Here is a 17361-nt window from a genome sequence, read left to right as displayed (position 1 = left end):
AACAGGTGGCCGGCTTCGTTTCGGAATCAATGGCCGGCTTCATCGGAATACGCACGTTCTCGGCCGGGACTGCTGCCATCGCGCACCCGGCGCCAAAACCGCCCGAGATCTCGCCGTCATTGCCGAGGCCAAGCGACGCGAGGCCCGCCATCTCGGGATACGGCCGCTGACATCACGCGGGTTCCCGAGGACCACGCCGCAGCTGAAAGCCTCTCGTCCCCTTGCCAAGCCCGCCAGCTGGCGTCGCGACGATCAATGACCCTTTGCACTATGGAGTTCACATCCGTGTCTTCGACAACGTCTTATCCACCGCAGCGTAGCCGCTGGCCGTCTCTTGCGATCGCCATCATGCTGGCCAGTGCCATCAGCGCCTGCGTCCCGCGTACCGCCATGCGCTTCGACCGCTACGACGGACGCAGCGACGCTGGAGCCGTTGCCCAGTTCCAGCAGGACGATGCCATCTGCAAGGGCGAAGCCGCCAAGGCCCAGGCTATGGCGGCGCCGATCTCCATGGGCCGCAGTCTCGCCGATGCGATGGAGGCCGGCATGCTGGAAGGCCAGCGCAATCAGGCGCTGCGCCAGATCATGGTCGGCTGCATGGCCGGCCGAGGCTACAGCATGACCGTCGTGACGGTGCAGCCCTAGCACCGGGAGCGTCGTGTCCACCTCACGGCCGAACACGACGCTGCGGGCGCACGATCCGCTGCGGACGCTCGCGGATCGTCGGCGTCCTCGCGGTCAGGTACTTGAGGGCCTGACTGGTCGCGTCGACCTGATCATCGTTGCGCGCCAACGGGAAGGCCAGGAGCTCGCCGAGATAATCGGCGAGCCAGCTGGCTTCCCGCGGCAGGAAGACCTGCCCCGCCTCGAAGCGCGCTGCCTGCGCCATCAGCCGGGCCTGCTTTTCGATCCGCGATGGCTGAAGCAGCGGATGCAGCGCACCGGTACGCCGCAGATCCTGTGACAGCGCCCGCCCGAGCTCGGTATCCTCGACCAGCGTCGCATGGACTGCGTGGTTCCGCGATAGCTCGATCATCTTGCGGCGAAGCTCCGGTGCTTCCCAGCGGCCCCGGACAAGGTCGATCAGATAATAGCTCTGCCCGATCGCCCCCCAGACCATCCCAACCGACCAGTCGGAATGCTCTGCCTGGGTCGAAGCCGTGTCCCAGGACGCAACCTTCAGATCGAACTCAGCCGGCCGCTCGTCGTAATAATGCAGCCAATCGCGCTTGATGACCTGCCCTTCGGCCGGCAGCGGGTTCTGCTGGTACTGCGCCGAGAAGTTCAAGGCGCCGAGATTGCGCTTGATTGCCTCGAGATCGGCAAAAGTATCGCGGCCGACATGCATGATCTCACCTTGTTGGCGTCGATAGAGTGCCTCCCGTCCTTGGCCGATGCGGTAGCAGCAATCATCCGGCGCGATAGCGGGGATCGAGAGAACCTCCCAATCCTCCTTCTCCAGGACATGCCCGACCAGATCATCCTCGTGCAGGCGCTGCATCACGATGACGATGGCGCCGTTCTGACGATCGTTCAGCCGGGAGTAGAGGGTACCGTCATAAAAGGCCTGAACACGACGTCGGGCCGCCGCCGACAGGGCGGCCTCAAGCCCGTTGATCGGATCGTCGATCACGATCAGATCGGCGCCGCGTCCCAACACCGAACCGCCGATCGACGAGGCGTACCGATAGCCGTGTTCCGTCGTGCGTATCTCCTGGCCACGATTGGCCTTGATCGCGAAGTGCGGGAAAGCGCGGCGATACCAATCGGAGGTCACCACGCTGCGGAAGGCCGCAGCGTGGGTCAGCGAGAGCTCCTGAGCGTAGCTGATCGCCATGATCCGCTTGCGCGGGTTATGGCCCATCAGCCAAGCCGTGAAGGCGATCGTGACGCAGATCGACTTGGCCGAGCGCGGCGGCACATTGATGATCAGCCGCTTGCACGCGCCGCTCCAGACCCGCATCAGCTGATAGGCAATCGCTTCGATATGCCAGTTGTGCTGATAAGCCGTGCCCGGCTCCAGCGTCACGAAGCAATGCTCGATGAAGCTCGCAAGATCGCGCCGCAAGATATCGGACAGGGAGGCAGTTTCAGTCATTGCCGCCTCCCTCTGCCAGCTCCCGCTCCCGAGCACGGAACCGCTCCTTCAAGTCTGCTTCGTGCTCGCCAGTGTCCTCCTCGGTCGGCGGGGAGGCCGTGCGGGCGCGCTCCCTGACCTCCAGATATTTGAAGAGCTCGCGCTTGGCGGAGGCCTCGCCCTTCAAAGCACCATCGATTGTCTGCCGGATAATCACCTCAAGCTTCGTCACCGCCTGAGAACGCCCCTTGCGGGTCACTATGATTCGCTCGGCGAGCACCTCGTCGAACAAGCTCATCACATCCAAAACGGGCGCCGCCTTGCGGCGCCCGGACGGATTACCGCTCTGCCCTTTACGGAAGCGGGTATGCTGCGGCGGCTTCTTATAGCCTACGGCGGGGGGAGCATCCTCACGCGACATGGCCCCCTCCAACGCTCTCGTCCGACGCCGTGCGGGCGTTGGCATCGCGCCCGCGCTGCGCCGCCGTCTCCGCGAAGGTCAGCCCCGTCTCGGCGTGACGCGCCTCGGCCTTGAACAGCGTCTCCCAGCGGCGGATCGCGCCATCGACATAGAGTGGGTCGAGCTCCATGACATAGCCGCGGCGCTTGGTCTTGGCCGCCGCGATCAGTGTGGTGCCGGACCCGCTGAAGCTGTCGAGGATGATGCCCTTGGGCTTCGAGCAATCCTTGATCGCGTCCATCACCATGGCGCAGGGTTTCACCGTCGGGTGGCTCGCCAGCTCCGCCATCCGGCCCTTGCGGAAGCCGTTCACCCCCGCATAGCTCCACAGGGTGGTGCGATAGCGCCCGTGCTTGCCGAGCTCGATATTGTTGATGTGCGGCGCCTTGCCCGTCTTCCACAGCGTGATCAACTCGGTCTGGTTGCGATAGAGCGAACCCATCCCGGCATTGGCCTTGGCCCAGGTGATCACCGACTTCAGCTCGTCGAAGACGCCATAGCCCGCGTTCAGCATTTCGTGCAGATGCGGACCGTCGATGCAGCTATAGATGAGCGCACCATCCTGCGACGCCTCGGCGATCTCGGCGAAGACCGCGCGCAGGAAGCCCGTGAACTCCAGCTTGCTCATCTCGCCCGACGCCATCGCGAACTCGCGATGCTTGACCTTCCCCAGGCCGCTCACATGGCCATCGACCCGGACGTTGTACGGCGGATCCACGAACACCATTTGAGCGAGCTCTCCGCCCAGCAGTGCCTGATAATCGGCGCGCTCGCGCGCATCGCCGCACAGGATACGGTGTTCGCCCAGCAGCCAGAGATCGCCCCGCACGGTCACCGCCACATCCTGCAGCGCCGGCAACGCGTCCGCCGGATCGGCCTTCGCCGCGACCGGAGCGACGGGATCGAGCATCACGTCGACCTGCGGTGTGTCAAAGCCGATCACATCAATCTCGTAGTCGAGTTCGATCAGTTCGCCCAGCTCCAGCTTCAGGATGTCGTTGTCCCAGCCCGAAAGCTCAGCCAGACGGTTATCCGCGATCCGCAACGCCCGGATCTGCTGCGGACCCAGGTGATCGATGCAAATTACCGAGACTTTTGTCATGCTGAGCAACTTTGCCGCTTCGTAGCGACCATGCCCGGCGACGATCTCGCCTGCCGTTGTCACCAGGATCGGCGAAACGAACCCGAACGCTTTGATGCTCTCGGCAATCTGATGGATCTGCTTCTTCGAGTGCGTCCGCGCATTGCGCGCCGAGGGCATCAGCTCCGACAGATGTCGTTCGACAATCTGCAGGGCCAACTGCGACATCGCCTGATTGTAGACGATATCTCGGGTGGTCGCGCTCGCGCGCTGACGAGCCCGCACGCGCGGGCTGGGGGTCTGATTTAGGGGCAACATACTCAACTCCTTCACTCACTGTGAAGGTTGGTTACTCGCGGCTTACTCTTCTCCCAACTGCGCCCTAGCAGTTGGACTACCCCTAGAAGGCAAGCGTCTCACCCCCGCGAAACGCCTGCCCTGAGCTGGCCCGAGATTCCAACCTCGGCTTCGTCCGGCGAATCACCCGAACAGGCGCGAAATTAGGATGGTGCACGCGGGCCTGCAAGAGAGAGCGCGATATATTTTCTCTATTAGTTTCAGTACGATAGTACTGTGTCTTCGTACGCTGAGCCACCACACCTGCCGCCCAATCGCCCGCCCGTAAGCGATCGAAACCCTCCGGTGCGTCAAACACATTCCCTGATCGGGCCCTGTGCGATCCCAGCTCCGCGCGGGAGAACTCCCTGCCCCCAATATTACACACGCGCCGAAAACCAACGCTCCCAGAAGTGCTTAAGCCATAAAAAACCTCGATTCGAGGCTCTTATTGGCTCGGGGATCCCTGATAATTCCCTGATACCAGGGAAAGCCTCATCTGTGGGCAACTGGCGCAGTGGTCACCGATGAGCCCATGAGGCTTGCTGACCAGAGGCCGAACTGCGCGGCGCTTCACACGCGCTTGTAGACATCCTCGATGCGCACGATGTCGTCCTCGCCGAGATAGGAACCGACCTGCACCTCGATGATCTCGAGAGGAATCTTGCCGGGATTGGCCATGCGATGGACGCAGCCGATCGGCAGGTAGATCGACTCGGTCTCGTGGACGATGATCGTCTCGTCGTTGCGCGTGACCTCCGCCGTGCCGCGTACCACGACCCAGTGCTCGGCGCGGTGATGGTGCTTCTGCAGCGACAGGATGCCACCCGGTTTCACCGTGATGCGCTTGACCTGGTAACGTCCGCCTGTATCGACCGAGAGATACTTGCCCCAGGGCCGGTGAATCTCGCGATGCGCGTTTGCCTCCGGTTCGCCCTTGGCCGCGACCAGCGCGACCAATTCCTTGACCTTGTCGACCTTGGCCTTCGGGGCGACGAGCACGGCATCGCGCGTCGCGATCACCGCGACATCGTCCAGGCCGATCACCGCGACGAGGCCCTCATCCGCGCGCACGAGATTGTTCGAGCCGTCGAGGACGTAGCCGCGGCCCTCGACGACATTGCCGCTCGCATCCTTGTCCGAGAGTTCCCAGACCGCGGACCAGCCGCCAACGTCAGACCAGCCGAAATGCCCCGCAATGACGGCCGCCTTTCGCGTGCGCTCCATGACCGCGTAGTCGATCGACGTCTTCTTGGCCTTGCCGAAGCTGGCGGCGTCGAGCAGGAGAAAGTCGAGATCCGGCGTGGTCCCGGCGACCGCCTCGGTGACAGGCTTCAGGACCTCGGGTTCGAACGCCGCGATCTCGGCACGCATCGTCGCGGCGTCGAAGATGAAGTTGCCGGAATTCCAGAGATAGCCGTCGAGCAGGTACTGCGCCGCCCGTTGTGCATCCGGCTTCTCGACGAAGGCGGCGACGGCGCGGGCTTCCTCGCCGAGCGCCTCGCCCGGCTGAATATAGCCATAGCCGGTTGCAGGATGGGTCGGCGGGATGCCGATGGTCACGATGAGGCCCTGCGCGGCAAGCTCGCCGGCCTTCCGGCAGGTCTCGACGAAGAGCCCGGCATCGCGGATGATGTGATCGGCCGCAAAGACGCCGACGATCGCCTGGCTGTCGCGCCCGAGGGCGATCTCGGTCCCGACGGCAACGGCGGCCGCCGAATCGCGCCGTGCCGGCTCCAGCACGATCTCCGCCGAAAGGCCAAGCGCCTGGAGCTGCTCAAGCACCGTGAAGCGGTAATCGACATTGGTGATGACGATCGGCTCGACGAAAACCGATCCGTCGCAAAGCAGCCGCATCGTCCGCTGAAAGGTCGAATCCCGTCCCAGGAGCGGGATGAACTGCTTCGGCATCGTGTCACGAGACACCGGCCAAAGCCTTGTCCCCGCGCCGCCGCACATCACAACAGGTATGATCTTCGTCGCCATCTCGAAGCCACTCCGCCTTGCGCTCCGCCGTTCGTTCGGACGACACGCATCTCCGGTGTCGCAGCGTAGCCGCCTCGCTTTACGGGAAGGTGTATGCGGAGCCCGATCGGCGGGTTTGGTAGCGAAGTCCTTAAGGAGAGGGACAAGCGCCGGGTTGGCCACCGGTCATCTCTTCGACCGTGGCAGTGGCGGGTCGTTCGGGGAACCTGTCAGGCCGCAGTCTCGGCGTGCCTGCCTTCCGGCGCGTCGATCCCCCTACCGACATCGGCATATGTGAATCCTTTGGCGCGGACCTGTTCGGCGCGGTAGACGTTGCGCAGGTCGATCAGGACGGGGGCGGCCATGGCGGCCTTGACGCGGTCGAGGTCGAGCGCGCGGAAGATATTCCATTCGGTCACGATCACCGCCGCATCCGCACCTGCGACGCATTCATAGGCGTCGCGGCAATAGGTGACGCCGGCCGGCAGAACCGCCTTCGCCTGCTCCATGCCCTCCGGGTCGAAGGCGCGGATCACGGCGCCGCCATCCTGCAGGGCCGTGATCACCGCAATCGAGGGCGCGTCGCGCATGTCGTCGGTGTTCGGCTTGAAGGTCAGGCCCAAGACCGCGATCGTCTTGCCCCGAACCGAGCCGCCGCAGGCCGTGATCACCTTGCGCCCCATCGCCCGCTTGCGCTGCTCGTTGACCGCCGCCACCGTCTCGACGATGCGCGAAGGCGTGCCGTGATCCTGCGCCGTCTTGATCAGGGCGAGCGTGTCCTTCGGGAAGCAGGAGCCGCCATAGCCCGGCCCGGCATGCAGGAACTTGCCGCCGATCCTGTTGTCGAGACCCATGCCGCGCGCCACGTCCTGGACATTGGCGCCGACCTGCTCGCACAGGTCCGCAATCTCGTTGATGAAGGTGATCTTGGTCGCCAGGAAGGCGTTGGCCGCGTATTTCGTCAGCTCCGCCGTGCGCCGGCCGGTGTTCAGGATCGGCGCGTTGTTGAGATAGAGCGGCCGGTAGATATCGGCCATCACCGCCCGCGCCCGCTCGTCATCGGTGCCGACCACGATCCGGTCCGGCCGCTTGAAATCCTCGATCGCCGCGCCCTCGCGCAGGAACTCGGGGTTGGACACCACCGCGAAATCGGCATCCGGCCGGAGCTCCCGGACGATGCGCTCGACCTCGTCGCCGGTGCCGACCGGAACCGTCGACTTGGTCACGATCACCGTGTGGCCGCTGAGCGCCCCGGCGATCTCGCGCGTCGCCGCATAGACATAGGACAAATCCGCGAAGCCGTCGCCGCGGCGCGAAGGCGTGCCGACCGCGATGAACACCGCGTCGGCCTCGGACACCGGCCCAGCCAGCTCCGTCGTGAAGGACAGCCGCCCCGCCGCCGCATTCGTCCGCACCAGCTCCGACAGCCCCGGCTCGAAGATCGGGATCTCGCCCCGCTTCAAGGCCGCGACCTTCTCCTCGACCTTGTCGACGCACACCACCTCATGCCCAAAATCCGCAAAGCACGCCCCAGACACCAGACCAACATAGCCCGAGCCAACCATTACGATCTTCATCGGTCACTCCCTGGGGCCGGCGCATCATGGCAAGCCGAGGATTGCTGTTCGCAACTGCGGCATAGCGCAATCGCCGGAAAATCGGAATTGGCTTCTTTCAGCCCGGCACGATGTCTCAAGCCGTTATGGCTTGACAGCAAGGCCCACCGCTCGTCATCTGCTCCCGTTCCCAGGGGGGCCTCGCTAGGAGGCTGAGATTCCGCCGGCGCGGCTGCAAAGCCCAAGCAACGCGGTGACCCTCCGAACCTGATCCGGATCATACCGGCGTAGGGATGCGGGACATGCGGCCACCGAAGGCCCTGATTCCAGCTTGCGCTCATGATCCTCCAGCGATCGACGCTCCCGGCTTGGCCGTCGGCGTCCGGACGGAGTGAGCTTAAGTGACGCAAGCCGAGATCATCGCGGCGCTATCGGCTTTCATCGCGCTTCCCGGCGTGTCGGAAGCCGAATTCGAGGCGATGGCGCTCAAGGTCTTCGCCTATCAGTTCCGCAACAACGAGCCCTACAAGCGCTTCTGCCTGCAACGTGGCCGCACGCCGCTCTCGGTCCGGCGCTGGCGCGACATCCCGGCCGTTCCGATCACCGCGTTCAAGGACCTGACGCTGAGCTGCAGCCCACCTGAAGCCGCCGAACGCGTCTTCATGACCAGCGGCACGACGCAAGGCATCCGCGGCCGCAGCTACCATCCGACGCTCGACGTCTGGAAGCGCTCGATGCTGGTGAATTTCCGGGCGCGCTTCATGCAGGGCCGCGAGCGCATCCGCATGGGCATCCTCTTCCCTGACGAGGCCGAGCTGCCGAACTCCTCGCTCGCCACCTATCTATCGCTGGCCAAACGCGAATGCGGCACGCCGGATTCCGAGACCTTCATCAACACCACCGGTCTAGACCTCGATGGTCTTCTGTCGGCACTGGAGCAGGCGGAAGCAAGCGGCGAGCCCTACGCCCTGCTCGGCGCGAGCTATTCTTTCGTGCCCGTGCTGGATGCGCTTGCGGCAAGCGGCCGGCGCTTCGCCCTTCCGGGAGGCAGCCGCATCCTCGATACCGGCGGTTTCAAGGGTCAATCGCGCGAGCTGGGACCCGACGAGTTCTATGACGGTCTTTCCGCCGCTTTCGGCGTGCCGCGCTCGTCCTGCATCAACATGTACGGGATGACCGAGCTGAGCTCGCAGCTCTATGACGACGGCAACGCCGTCTGCCCCTCGGTGAAATCCGGTCCGCACTGGATCCGCAGCCGCGTCGTCGATCCGTTGACGGGCACCGACCTGCCCGAGGGCCAGCGCGGCGTCATCGTCCATCACGACCTCGCCCATTTCAACTGCGTCGCGGCGATCCTGACCGAGGATGCCGGCGAGATCGTGCCGGGCGGTTTCAAGCTGCTCGGCCGCGTCGACGGCGAGGCCTCGAAGGGCTGCTCGGTCGCGGTCGCCGAATTCCTCGCAGCGGCACGAGGCTGAAGCCAGTGATCGAGCATGCGGGCCATCTGCCGGGCCTGAACGCCAGGACTTTGCGCTGGCGCGAGGTCCGTCACAGCGCCTGGGGCGAAAGCGCTACCATCGCGCTGCCGGAGCTGGACGAGGCGCAAGCCGCTGCGCTCTGCGCGCATGTGCGCGACAACGCGCGCGCCCGGCTGAAGCGGATGGAGGCCGCGCGCATCGTCGCCGCGATCGACGCAGCCATCGCGCGCCTGCTCGACCGCGCGCATCCGCTGCGGCAAAAGGCCGAGCACCTGCTGCCGATCGTCACCGGCTATGATCGCGAGACGGTCCGGCTCGGCCTCACCGGCTATCTCAAGACCTTCCGCAAGCCGCAGCTGCTGCGCTTCCTGGCCGAGGATTTCGCCAATCCCGGCATGCTCGACGGTTTTCAGCCGACGCCCAAGGGCGGCTATCTGCGCGCCTATGGCCCGGAGCTTCTGCTGCATGTCTGGGCCGGCAATGTCCCGGCGCTCTCGCTCTGGAGCCTGATCTGCGGCCTGCTGGTCAAGGCCGGCAGCATCGGCAAGCTCGCTTCGGCCGAGCCGCTGACGGCGGGCTGGTTCGCAAGCCTGCTGGCCGAGATCGATCCCGAGATCGGCGAATGCCTCGCCATCACCTGGTGGAAGGGCGGCGAGGCGGCGGCCGAACCGGTCTTCCTGCGCGCGGCCGATACCGTCATGGCCTATGGCGGCAACGAGACGCTGACGGCCCTGCGGGCGAAGCTGCCGATCACCACCCGCTTCCTGCCGCATGGCCACAAGATCGGCTTCGGCGTGATTGCGCGCGAAGCGCTCGACAGCCGCAAGGCCCCGGCGCTCGCCCGGCTCGCGGCCCATGACGTCACCCGCTACGAACAGCAGGGCTGCTACTCGCCGCAGATGCTCTTCGTCGAAAGCGGCGGTCGGGTCAGCCCCGCTGAATTCGCGCGCCACGTCGCGCAGGAACTGGCCGCCCTCGCCTCCCGCTATCCGCGCCGCGCGCTTTCGCAAGGCGAAGCAGCTTCGATCGCATCGTGGCGCGGCGCGCAGGAGACGCGCGCGATGGACGGCGCCGCGGAGCTTCTCGGCGACCCCTCCGATCCCTGGAGCGTCGTCCATGTCGCGGCACCGGAAGCCCTGAGCCCAACCGGGCTGAACCGAACGCTCAAGCTGGTCGCAGTCGAGAGCCTCGACGATGTCCCTGCCCTCGTCGCGCCCTATCGCAGTTTCCTGCAGACTGCGGGTATCGCCGCCGCGCCGGAGCGACTTTTCCGGCTTTCGGGGCAGCTCGGCGAGGTCGGCGTCAGCCGCATCGCCCCGCTCGGCCGCATGACCGCGCCGGAGGCCGGCTGGCATCATGACGGGCGGTTCAGCCTGCTCGACCTCGTCACCTTCACCGAGATCGAACAATCGGCCGAAGCCGCGGCGGAAGGGTTCGCTCCCTATGTCGACTGATCCTGCCAGGACCGGCTTCGTCACGATCGAGCGCGCCAGCTATCGCTACGGCGCGGGCGGCCCGGCCGTGGTCGATTCAGTCGATTGGACCATCCCGCGCGGCGAAATCCATTGCCTGCTCGGTCGCAGCGGCTGCGGCAAGACCACGCTGCTCAAGCTCGCCGCCGGTCTGCTGATGCCGCGCGAGGGCGCGATCCGCATCGGCGGCGAGGCGCTGACCGGTCCGAGCCCGCGCGCCGGCTTCGTCTTCCAGGCGCCGACCCTGCTCGACTGGCTGAGCGCGCTCGACAACGTCCTGCTGCCGGTCTCGCTGAAGCGCCGCCCGACCGCAGCCGACAAGGATGCCGCGCTCGACCTGCTGGAGCGTGTCGGCCTTGCCGATTTCGCGATGCGACGGCCCGCCGAACTCTCCGGCGGCCAGCAGAGCCGCGTCGCGGTTGCCCGCGCGCTGATCGGCAATCCCGACCTGCTGCTGCTCGACGAACCTTTCGCCGCGCTCGACGCCCTGACGCGCGAGGAATTGCAGGACGATCTGCTGCGACTCTGCGCGCTCAACGGCACGACCGCGCTCTTCGTCACCCATGATATCGGCGAGGCCGCCTATCTCGCCGATACGGTCGCGGTGATGGCGGCCGGCCGGGTGACGCAGGTGCGCCGGATCGAGCTGGCCCGTCCGCGCCATCGCGACATGCGCTATGCACCCGGCTTCATCGCCGCCTGCCGCGAATTGCGCGACGCGATGGATGGGGCAGCCGTGGCGAGCCGGAGGCCGGCGGCATGATCGCCCGCCTGCCCTCACTCCTGCTGTTCGTCGCCCTGCTCACCGGCTGGGAAGCCTGGTGCCGGCTCGGCGGCCTGTCGCCGCTCGTCTTGCCGCCGCCCTCGGCCGTGCTCACGACCTTATGGAGCGAGGTCGCCACGGGCCGGCTCTGGCCGCATCTGGCGATGACGGCCGCCGAGATGGCGCTGGGCCTCGGCATCGGCGCCGTCGTCGGGCTGAGTGTCGGCATCCTGCTGGCGGAATTCCCGGCGCTGAGCCGCCTGTTGCGGCCCTATGTGCTGGCGAGTCAGCTCGTGCCCAAGCTCGCGCTCGGGCCGCTCTTCATCATCTGGTTCGGCTTCGGCATGACGCCGACCGTCGTCATCACCGCGCTGATCTGCTTCTTCCCGCTGATGGAGAATACCCTGACCGGCATCGGCGAGGTCGATGCCTCCCGGCGCGAGCTCTTCCGCATGCTCGGCGCCGGTCGCCTCCAGACCCTGTTTCGGCTCAAGCTACCATCGGCGCTCCCCGTCATCATGGCGGGCCTGCGCGTCGCGGTCGTGCTCGCGCTGGTCGGCGCCGTGGTCGGCGAGTTCATCGGCGGGCGCATCGGGCTCGGCGCCTCGATCATCGCCGCGCAGAGCGTGATGGATTCGAGCCTGATCTTCGCGCTCTTCATCGTCATCACCGCCCTTGGAATGCTGCTCTACGAGGCCGTGCGCCTGATCGAGCGCCGCGTCCTGCATCGCTTCTCGAAAGGCTAGACACCTATGTCCGCATTGCGCGCCCTCCTTATGCTCGCCCTCTCCTGCCTGATCGCCGCGCCCGCGGCGGCCCAGCCGCTCGACAAGGTCACCGTCGCCGGCTGGAGCCAGCCGATCAGCGAGATCACCAACCTGCTGGCCGAGCCGGACAAGGGCTTCTTCAAGGCCAAGGGCATCGCGCTCGACTATGTCCCCGGCAATGGCGGCGGCGCGGCCCTGCAGAACATGCTCGCGGGGCAGGCCGATGTCGCCTTCACCGATCCGGCCGCGCTCTATCTCGCGCTCGACAAGGGCGAGAAGCTCGTCGCGATCTACAACATCTATCCGCAGAACGTCTTCAACGTGGTCGCGCTGAAGAGCAGCGGCATCCGCTCGGCCGCCGATCTCAAGGGCAAGCGCATCGGTGTCTACAGCCTCGCCAGCGGCACCTACCAGAACCTGCTGGTGCTGCTGCATCAGGTGGGCTTGAGCGAGAAGGATGTCACCATCCAGCCGACCGGCCTGCTGAATTTCGCGCCGCTGATGCAGGGCCAGGTCGATGCCACCGCCGCGACCGATACCGGCCTGCTCGTCGCCCGCGCCAAGGGACTGGGCGAGGCCAACGTCATCGAGGTCCGCGACCAGCTCAACCTGCCGAGCGACATCTTCGTCGTGAAGGAAAGCTATTACGAGCAGAACAAGCCGCTGCTGAAGCGCTTCCTCGCCGCCTATCGCGATTCCGCTGCCTGGATGATCGCGAAGCCGGAGGAAGCCGCGCGCATCGCCGTCACCCGCGCCATCAACGGACGCGACGAGGCTGTGAATCTCGAGATCATCAAGCTGCGCAATGCGTCGAGCGTCTCGGCCACGACGGCACGCGAGGGCCTAGGCCGCTTCGATCTCGACGCCCTGCAGAAGGGCGCCGACACGTTCCGCAGCCTCGGCCTGATCAAGGGCCGGATCGACATGAAGGCCGTCGTGAAGAGCGACCTGATCCCGGCGAAGGACGGCGCGCCGTGAGCTTCCGGGACCGGGCCATCCTCGTCACCGGTGCGAGTCGCGGCATCGGGGCCGCTATCGCAAAGGCCTTCGCGGCCGAGGGCGGAATCGTCGTCGTCAACTACCGGTCGAACGAAGCGGCGGCCGAGGCGGTCGTCGCGGAGTGCCGCGCGCTCGGCGGCGAGGCGCTGGCCATCGCAGCCGATGTCACCTCAGCTGAGGCCGTCTCCGCCATGGCGACGCGCATCGCGGAGGAGGTCGGCCGGCTCGACGTCGTCGTCAACAACGCCTTCGCGCCCTATCGCTTCGATCCCGACAATCGCGCCCGCTTCTGGGAGACGCCCTGGGAAGCCTACGAACAGCAGTTCGAGGGCGCGGTGAAGGCGGCTTACACGATCAGCCGCGCGATGCTGCCGCTGCTCCAGCGCCGCAGCGGCGCCGCCATCGTCAACCTCGCCAGCGATCTGGTGACGCGGCCGAGCATTCCCTATCACGACTACACCACGGCCAAGGCGGCGCTGATGGGCTTCAGCCGCAATCTCGCAGCCGAGCTCGGCCCGCTCGGCATCCGCGTGAACTGCGTCGCGCCGGGGCTGGTCTACCCGACGCAGGCGAGCGCGACGACGCCGGAGGAGGTCCGCGAGATGCTGATCGCGCAGACACCCTTGCGCCGGATCGCGACGCCGGAGGATGTCGCCGGCCCCGTGCTCTTCCTCGCCAGCGACTGGAGCCGCTTCGTCACCGGACAGGTGCTCCATGTCGATGGCGGGCTGGTCATGGCCTGAGCAGCCGTTTTGATTTTCCCTCAGCCCTCGTCCTGAGGAGCAGCCGTAGGCTGCGTCTCGAAGGATGCTTCAGGAAATTCCGGAGTCATCTGGGACATCCTTCGAGACGCCGCTTCGCGGCTCCTCAGGATGAGGGCTTCAGTTGTCCAAACGCCTCCCGAGAGGCGCCCTCACTCGGCCTTCTTGCCGGCGGCGTCGAACTGCTTGAGATAGGCCAAAAGGTCGGCGATGCGCTTCTCGTCCTTGAGGCCGGCATAGATCATCTTGGTGCCCGGAACCTTGGCGCGCGGGTTCTGGATGTATTCGGCGAAGGTCGCCTCGTTCCAGGTGAGGCCGGAATCCTTCATCGCCGCGCTGTAGCTGTAGCCGTCGCGTGCTCCGGCCTTATGGCCGATGACGCCGTTGAGGGCGGGGCCGACCAGATTCTTGGCGCTCTCGCCGACCTGATGGCAGGCGCGGCACTGGGCATAGACCTTCTCGCCGGCGGCAGCGTCCTGCGCATGGGCAGGCTGGATGGCAGCCGCGAGCAAGGCGGCGCCGGCGAGGATTGAGAGTTTCATCTTGGAGAATCCTATGGCTTCGGAGCGAAGGGGTTGACCCAGCCGCCGCCCTGGGCCGGCGCCTTCGGCGGGAAGGCCTGCGCGAGATAGTCGAGCAGGGTCTTGCGCATCTCCGGATCGGGCTCCGGCATGCTGTGCTTCTCGGTCATCCAGTTGAGCGTCTCGTCCCAGCGGGCGCGATCCATGCCCTGCCGGCCGACGACCTTCATCGAATGACAGGCGATGCAATAGCCGAAAGTCTCCTCGCGGCCGGGAAAATCAGGCAGCGTTTCAGGGGTTTCCTCCTGCGCGAAACCGGCGGAGGGGGCGAGGAGGATGGCCGCGAGAGCGGCCATCCGGAGTGTAAAAGCAAACCGCATCATCAGCCGACCAGGACCGCGATGCGATGGAGCGGATTGGAGCCGTAGCCCTGCGGGTTCCAGTTCGTCGCGACATGCGGCTGGGCAACGCCACGGGAATCGGTCGCGCGGGCCCAGAGCTCGAAATAGCCCTCGCTCGGCAAGGTCACCTTCCCGGTCCAGCGCACCCAGTCATAGCGGTTCTTTGGCTTGGCGAGCGTCATGGCATGCCAGCGCTGGCCGGCATCGAAGGACACCTCCACCTTCGCAACCTCGTGGTCGCCCGCCCAGGCCGCACCGCGCAGGGCGACCTCGCGCGTCGCCGCCGGCAGGCGCGTGCCGTTGGCGGGCGCGCTGATGATCGAGCGCACCGGCATCGAGGTCAGGTCGGCGAAATTGGTCTTGCCGTCTGCGTTCGAGCCGGGAACGATCGGCACCGTCGGGACGCGGTAGGAGGTGCCACCCATGCCCTGCCCGTCATGCGGCGTCGCGCGGACCAGGATCCGGTTCAGCCATTTCGACGAGAGCGAGGCCGGCCAGCCCGGCACGACCAGGCGCAGCGGGCCGCCATGGATATGCGGCAGCGGCTCGCCATTCATCGCCCAGACGATCAGGCAATGCGGCTCCAGCGCCTTCTCGATCGGCATGCCGCGCGAGACCGCGTCCTTGGTGGTGTCGCCGGAGAGATGCGGATCGGCGCCGTAATGGCCGGTGAACTTGGCGGAGGCCTTCAGGCCGGCCGCCTTCAACACGTCGGCGAGACGCACGCCGGTCCACTCGGCGCAGCCGGCGCCGCCATTGGTCCATTGGTTGCCGCGGGCGGCCGGCGTGTAGAAGGAGCGGCCGTTGCCGCCGCATTCCAGGACCATGCGGAAGGTCTGCGGGGTGAAGCGGGATTTCAGCTCCGCGACCGTGAGCGTCAGCGGCTTGTCGACCTCGCCCTCGATCTTGAGCTGCCAGCCATCGATATCCTTGATCGGCTCCGGGATCTGGCCGTTGTTGCGGATGAAGAACTTGGAGATCGGCGTGGTGTCGTCGTCGAGCAGGTTCTCAGGCGTCTCGGCGACGAGGGGACGGTCGCCGAGCAGGGTCAGGCCCTTGTCCTTGCCGGGATAGTCGAAGGGCTGCGGCCCCTTGGGCGGCGCCGCGGCCGGCGCAGCGCCTTGCGCGGCAGCTGGTGAAATCATGGGCAAGCGCGGCAGGCCGCCGGCGGCGAGGCCCAGCGCAGCAAGGCTGCCACCAAGCAGAAGACGTCGCGATGTACGGGGGGTATCGGTGGCGCCGGCAGCAGGCACGGCATCGGTAGCGTCTGCGCCCTCGCGCAGGTCTGCTTCGTTGAACATGGCGTTTCTCCCGAGGACATATTCCTCGTTGGAGACGACGCATCAGGGCTTCGATTTATTCCAACCCAAGAGAATCTTTTTTCAGCCGACGCAGGCCGGCCCGACGCTGCGGGCCTCGGCGAGCGCCGCGACCTGCTCGCGCGGGACGCCGGGCTCGTCCCGCGTGATCCTTGCCACCAGCGCGGCGATGCCGTCGAGACGGGCCGGATCGATCCCGCGGCCGAGCAGGGCATAGCTCGCCCGTTCGCCGCGCCAGGCGCGGACCAGCAGGCCGTCGCGGTCCTGCACCGCCGGCTGCGGCGGCAGCGCCGCCTCGACCGGGGCAATCCAGAGGCCGACGCGACAACCATTGGGCCCGACATAGCCGGCGAGCATACCGCCACCGCGACGCCCCGCCGGATCGAGCGAGAGGTGGACGAGGCGCAGCGCGGCGAGCGACAGGTCCGGCAAGGCTCCTGCTTCGGCACCGGCGAGCTCGACGCCGAGGCGCGGCGCCGTGCCGGGAGGGGACTGGGTGAGCCAGAGCTGATGCGCGGCAATCGCAACGGAGAGCGATGAATCATTCACTGTCCGCAGGCCGATGCCGAGCGAGGCCGCGCCGGCGAGCAGAGCGAGGCAGGCAGCCGCAGCCCAGGGCGCCCAGCGCGGGCGGGCTCGCGGCAGAGCCAGGGGCGGTGGCGCGGGCATGGGCGATGCGGCTTTCACGGTCGCACGCAGCCGCGTCAGCGTCGCGACCTGCGCTGCAGCCTCGCGGTCATGAGCGAGCGCCGCCGCGACCCTGGCGGCTTGATCGGGCTCCAGCTCGCCGTCGACATAGGCGTTGAGCGTAGTCCAGGAAAGGCGTTCGCGTCCGGTCACTTAATTGCTGGCTCGTTTGCGCTGCTGCACAGCGAAGGGGCGGACACTCCCACCCTCGATCGCATTCAGAAGCAAAAGCCGCGCCCGGCTGAGGCGGCTCATCACGGTTCCCACGGGCACGCCCAGAATATCCGCCGCCTCGCCATAGCGGAAGCCGGCGAGATCGACCAGTTCGACGATCTCGCGATAAGGCTGCTCGAGACGCTCCAGCGCCTGCCGGACGGTGATGACCGCGATCATCCGATCATCATGGCGCCATTGCTCGTCTTCCAGCGCCTCCTCGGCTGCGACAGCGCTGACCTCGCCGCGGCGATGTTCGTCGATCCAGATATTGCGGAGGATCGCGAAGAGCCAGGCCCGAACGCGCTCGTCTTCATCCGGCGGCGCGGCGGCGAGCGCCTTGGTCGCGCAGGATTGCAGCAGATCGGCCGCGCGGTCGCGGCTGCCGCTCAGGCGCAGCGCATAGGAGAACAGGCGCTCCCAGTTCTGGCGCAGCGCACGCTCGACGATGATACGCAAGGACCAGGCCCTCCGCAGCGGATGCGCCCTGTCTATCGCACCCGCC

General features: G+C 66.5%; 17 protein-coding genes and 1 riboswitch. Of the genes, 7 read left to right on the top strand and 10 right to left on the bottom strand.

Annotated elements, in window-relative coordinates:
* The first annotated feature begins 348 nt into the window (after positions 1-348).
* Complete coding sequence (locus ACODTJ_RS26725; protein ID WP_488850933.1) at positions 349-645, top strand: hypothetical protein; 297 nt, start codon at positions 349-351, stop codon at positions 643-645.
* A 22-nt stretch (positions 646-667) separates the two neighbouring features.
* On the opposite strand, the gene terL is transcribed toward ACODTJ_RS26725, so the two are convergent.
* From terL to ACODTJ_RS26700, 5 genes are all read right to left on the bottom strand, one after another.
* Positions 668-2098, bottom strand: coding sequence for a phage terminase large subunit (terL, locus tag ACODTJ_RS26720; protein ID WP_488850931.1), 1431 nt, complete (start codon positions 2096-2098; stop codon positions 668-670).
* On the bottom strand, positions 2091-2498 hold the full coding sequence (locus ACODTJ_RS26715; protein WP_488850930.1) for a DUF5681 domain-containing protein: 408 nt from the start codon (positions 2496-2498) through the stop codon (positions 2091-2093). The genes terL and ACODTJ_RS26715 overlap by 8 nt, the downstream gene beginning before the upstream one ends.
* Positions 2488-3936, bottom strand: a complete 1449-nt coding sequence (locus ACODTJ_RS26710; protein WP_488850927.1) for a site-specific DNA-methyltransferase — start codon at positions 3934-3936, stop codon at positions 2488-2490. Before ACODTJ_RS26710 ends, ACODTJ_RS26715 begins: the two co-directional genes overlap by 11 nt.
* Before the next feature lie 591 nt (positions 3937-4527).
* Complete coding sequence (locus tag ACODTJ_RS26705) at positions 4528-5940, bottom strand: mannose-1-phosphate guanylyltransferase/mannose-6-phosphate isomerase (protein ID WP_488850925.1); 1413 nt, start codon at positions 5938-5940, stop codon at positions 4528-4530.
* Positions 5941-6149: 209 nt separating this feature from the next.
* Positions 6150-7496, bottom strand: coding sequence for a UDP-glucose dehydrogenase family protein (locus ACODTJ_RS26700; protein ID WP_488850923.1), 1347 nt, complete (start codon positions 7494-7496; stop codon positions 6150-6152).
* A gap of 161 nt (positions 7497-7657) precedes the next feature.
* Positions 7658-7786, top strand: a riboswitch (TPP riboswitch).
* Positions 7787-7876: 90 nt separating this feature from the next.
* On the opposite strand from ACODTJ_RS26700, the gene ACODTJ_RS26695 reads away from it, so the two are divergent.
* From ACODTJ_RS26695 to ACODTJ_RS26670, 6 genes are read left to right on the top strand one after another with little or no spacing between them, the layout of a single operon-like run.
* The gene (locus tag ACODTJ_RS26695) at positions 7877-8953 is read left to right on the top strand and encodes a LuxE/PaaK family acyltransferase (RefSeq protein WP_488850921.1); all 1077 of its coding nucleotides are present in this window, start codon (positions 7877-7879) and stop codon (positions 8951-8953) included.
* A gap of 5 nt (positions 8954-8958) precedes the next feature.
* Entirely contained in the window at positions 8959-10407 is a 1449-nt protein-coding gene (locus ACODTJ_RS26690; RefSeq protein ID WP_488850919.1) for an acyl-CoA reductase, read from the top strand.
* Positions 10397-11188 carry an ABC transporter ATP-binding protein gene (locus ACODTJ_RS26685; RefSeq protein WP_488850917.1) on the top strand — a complete coding sequence of 264 codons (792 nt, stop codon included), beginning with the start codon at positions 10397-10399 and terminating at the stop codon, positions 11186-11188. Before ACODTJ_RS26690 ends, ACODTJ_RS26685 begins: the two co-directional genes overlap by 11 nt.
* A complete protein-coding gene (locus tag ACODTJ_RS26680; RefSeq protein ID WP_488850915.1) occupies positions 11185-11934 on the top strand; it encodes an ABC transporter permease in 750 nt (249 codons plus the stop codon). Before ACODTJ_RS26685 ends, ACODTJ_RS26680 begins: the two co-directional genes overlap by 4 nt.
* Before the next feature lie 6 nt (positions 11935-11940).
* Complete coding sequence (locus tag ACODTJ_RS26675; protein WP_488850913.1) at positions 11941-12933, top strand: ABC transporter substrate-binding protein; 993 nt, start codon at positions 11941-11943, stop codon at positions 12931-12933.
* Entirely contained in the window at positions 12930-13697 is a 768-nt protein-coding gene (locus ACODTJ_RS26670) for an SDR family oxidoreductase (protein WP_488850911.1), read from the top strand. The genes ACODTJ_RS26675 and ACODTJ_RS26670 overlap by 4 nt, the downstream gene beginning before the upstream one ends.
* 170 nt (positions 13698-13867) lie before the next feature.
* Here the strand turns inward: ACODTJ_RS26670 and ACODTJ_RS26665 are convergent, their stop codons facing one another.
* From ACODTJ_RS26665 to ACODTJ_RS26645, 5 genes are all read right to left on the bottom strand, one after another.
* Entirely contained in the window at positions 13868-14257 is a 390-nt protein-coding gene (locus ACODTJ_RS26665) for a c-type cytochrome (RefSeq protein ID WP_488850909.1), read from the bottom strand.
* 11 nt (positions 14258-14268) lie between these two features.
* Entirely contained in the window at positions 14269-14592 is a 324-nt protein-coding gene (locus tag ACODTJ_RS26660) for a hypothetical protein (protein ID WP_454658372.1), read from the bottom strand.
* Positions 14593-14618: 26 nt separating this feature from the next.
* Positions 14619-15938, bottom strand: a complete 1320-nt coding sequence (locus ACODTJ_RS26655) for a sulfite oxidase (protein ID WP_488850906.1) — start codon at positions 15936-15938, stop codon at positions 14619-14621.
* A gap of 81 nt (positions 15939-16019) precedes the next feature.
* Entirely contained in the window at positions 16020-16796 is a 777-nt protein-coding gene (locus tag ACODTJ_RS26650) for an anti-sigma factor family protein (protein WP_488850904.1), read from the bottom strand.
* Positions 16797-17315: an RNA polymerase sigma factor gene (locus ACODTJ_RS26645; protein WP_488850902.1), complete on the bottom strand. Its 519-nt coding sequence runs from the start codon at positions 17313-17315 to the stop codon at positions 16797-16799.
* Positions 17316-17361: the final 46 nt, after the last annotated feature.

The organism is Allobosea sp. FG18, assembly GCF_057809495.1.
The sequence above is the reverse complement of the archived record's forward strand: the minus strand, read 5'-3'. Positions and strand labels throughout refer to the sequence as shown.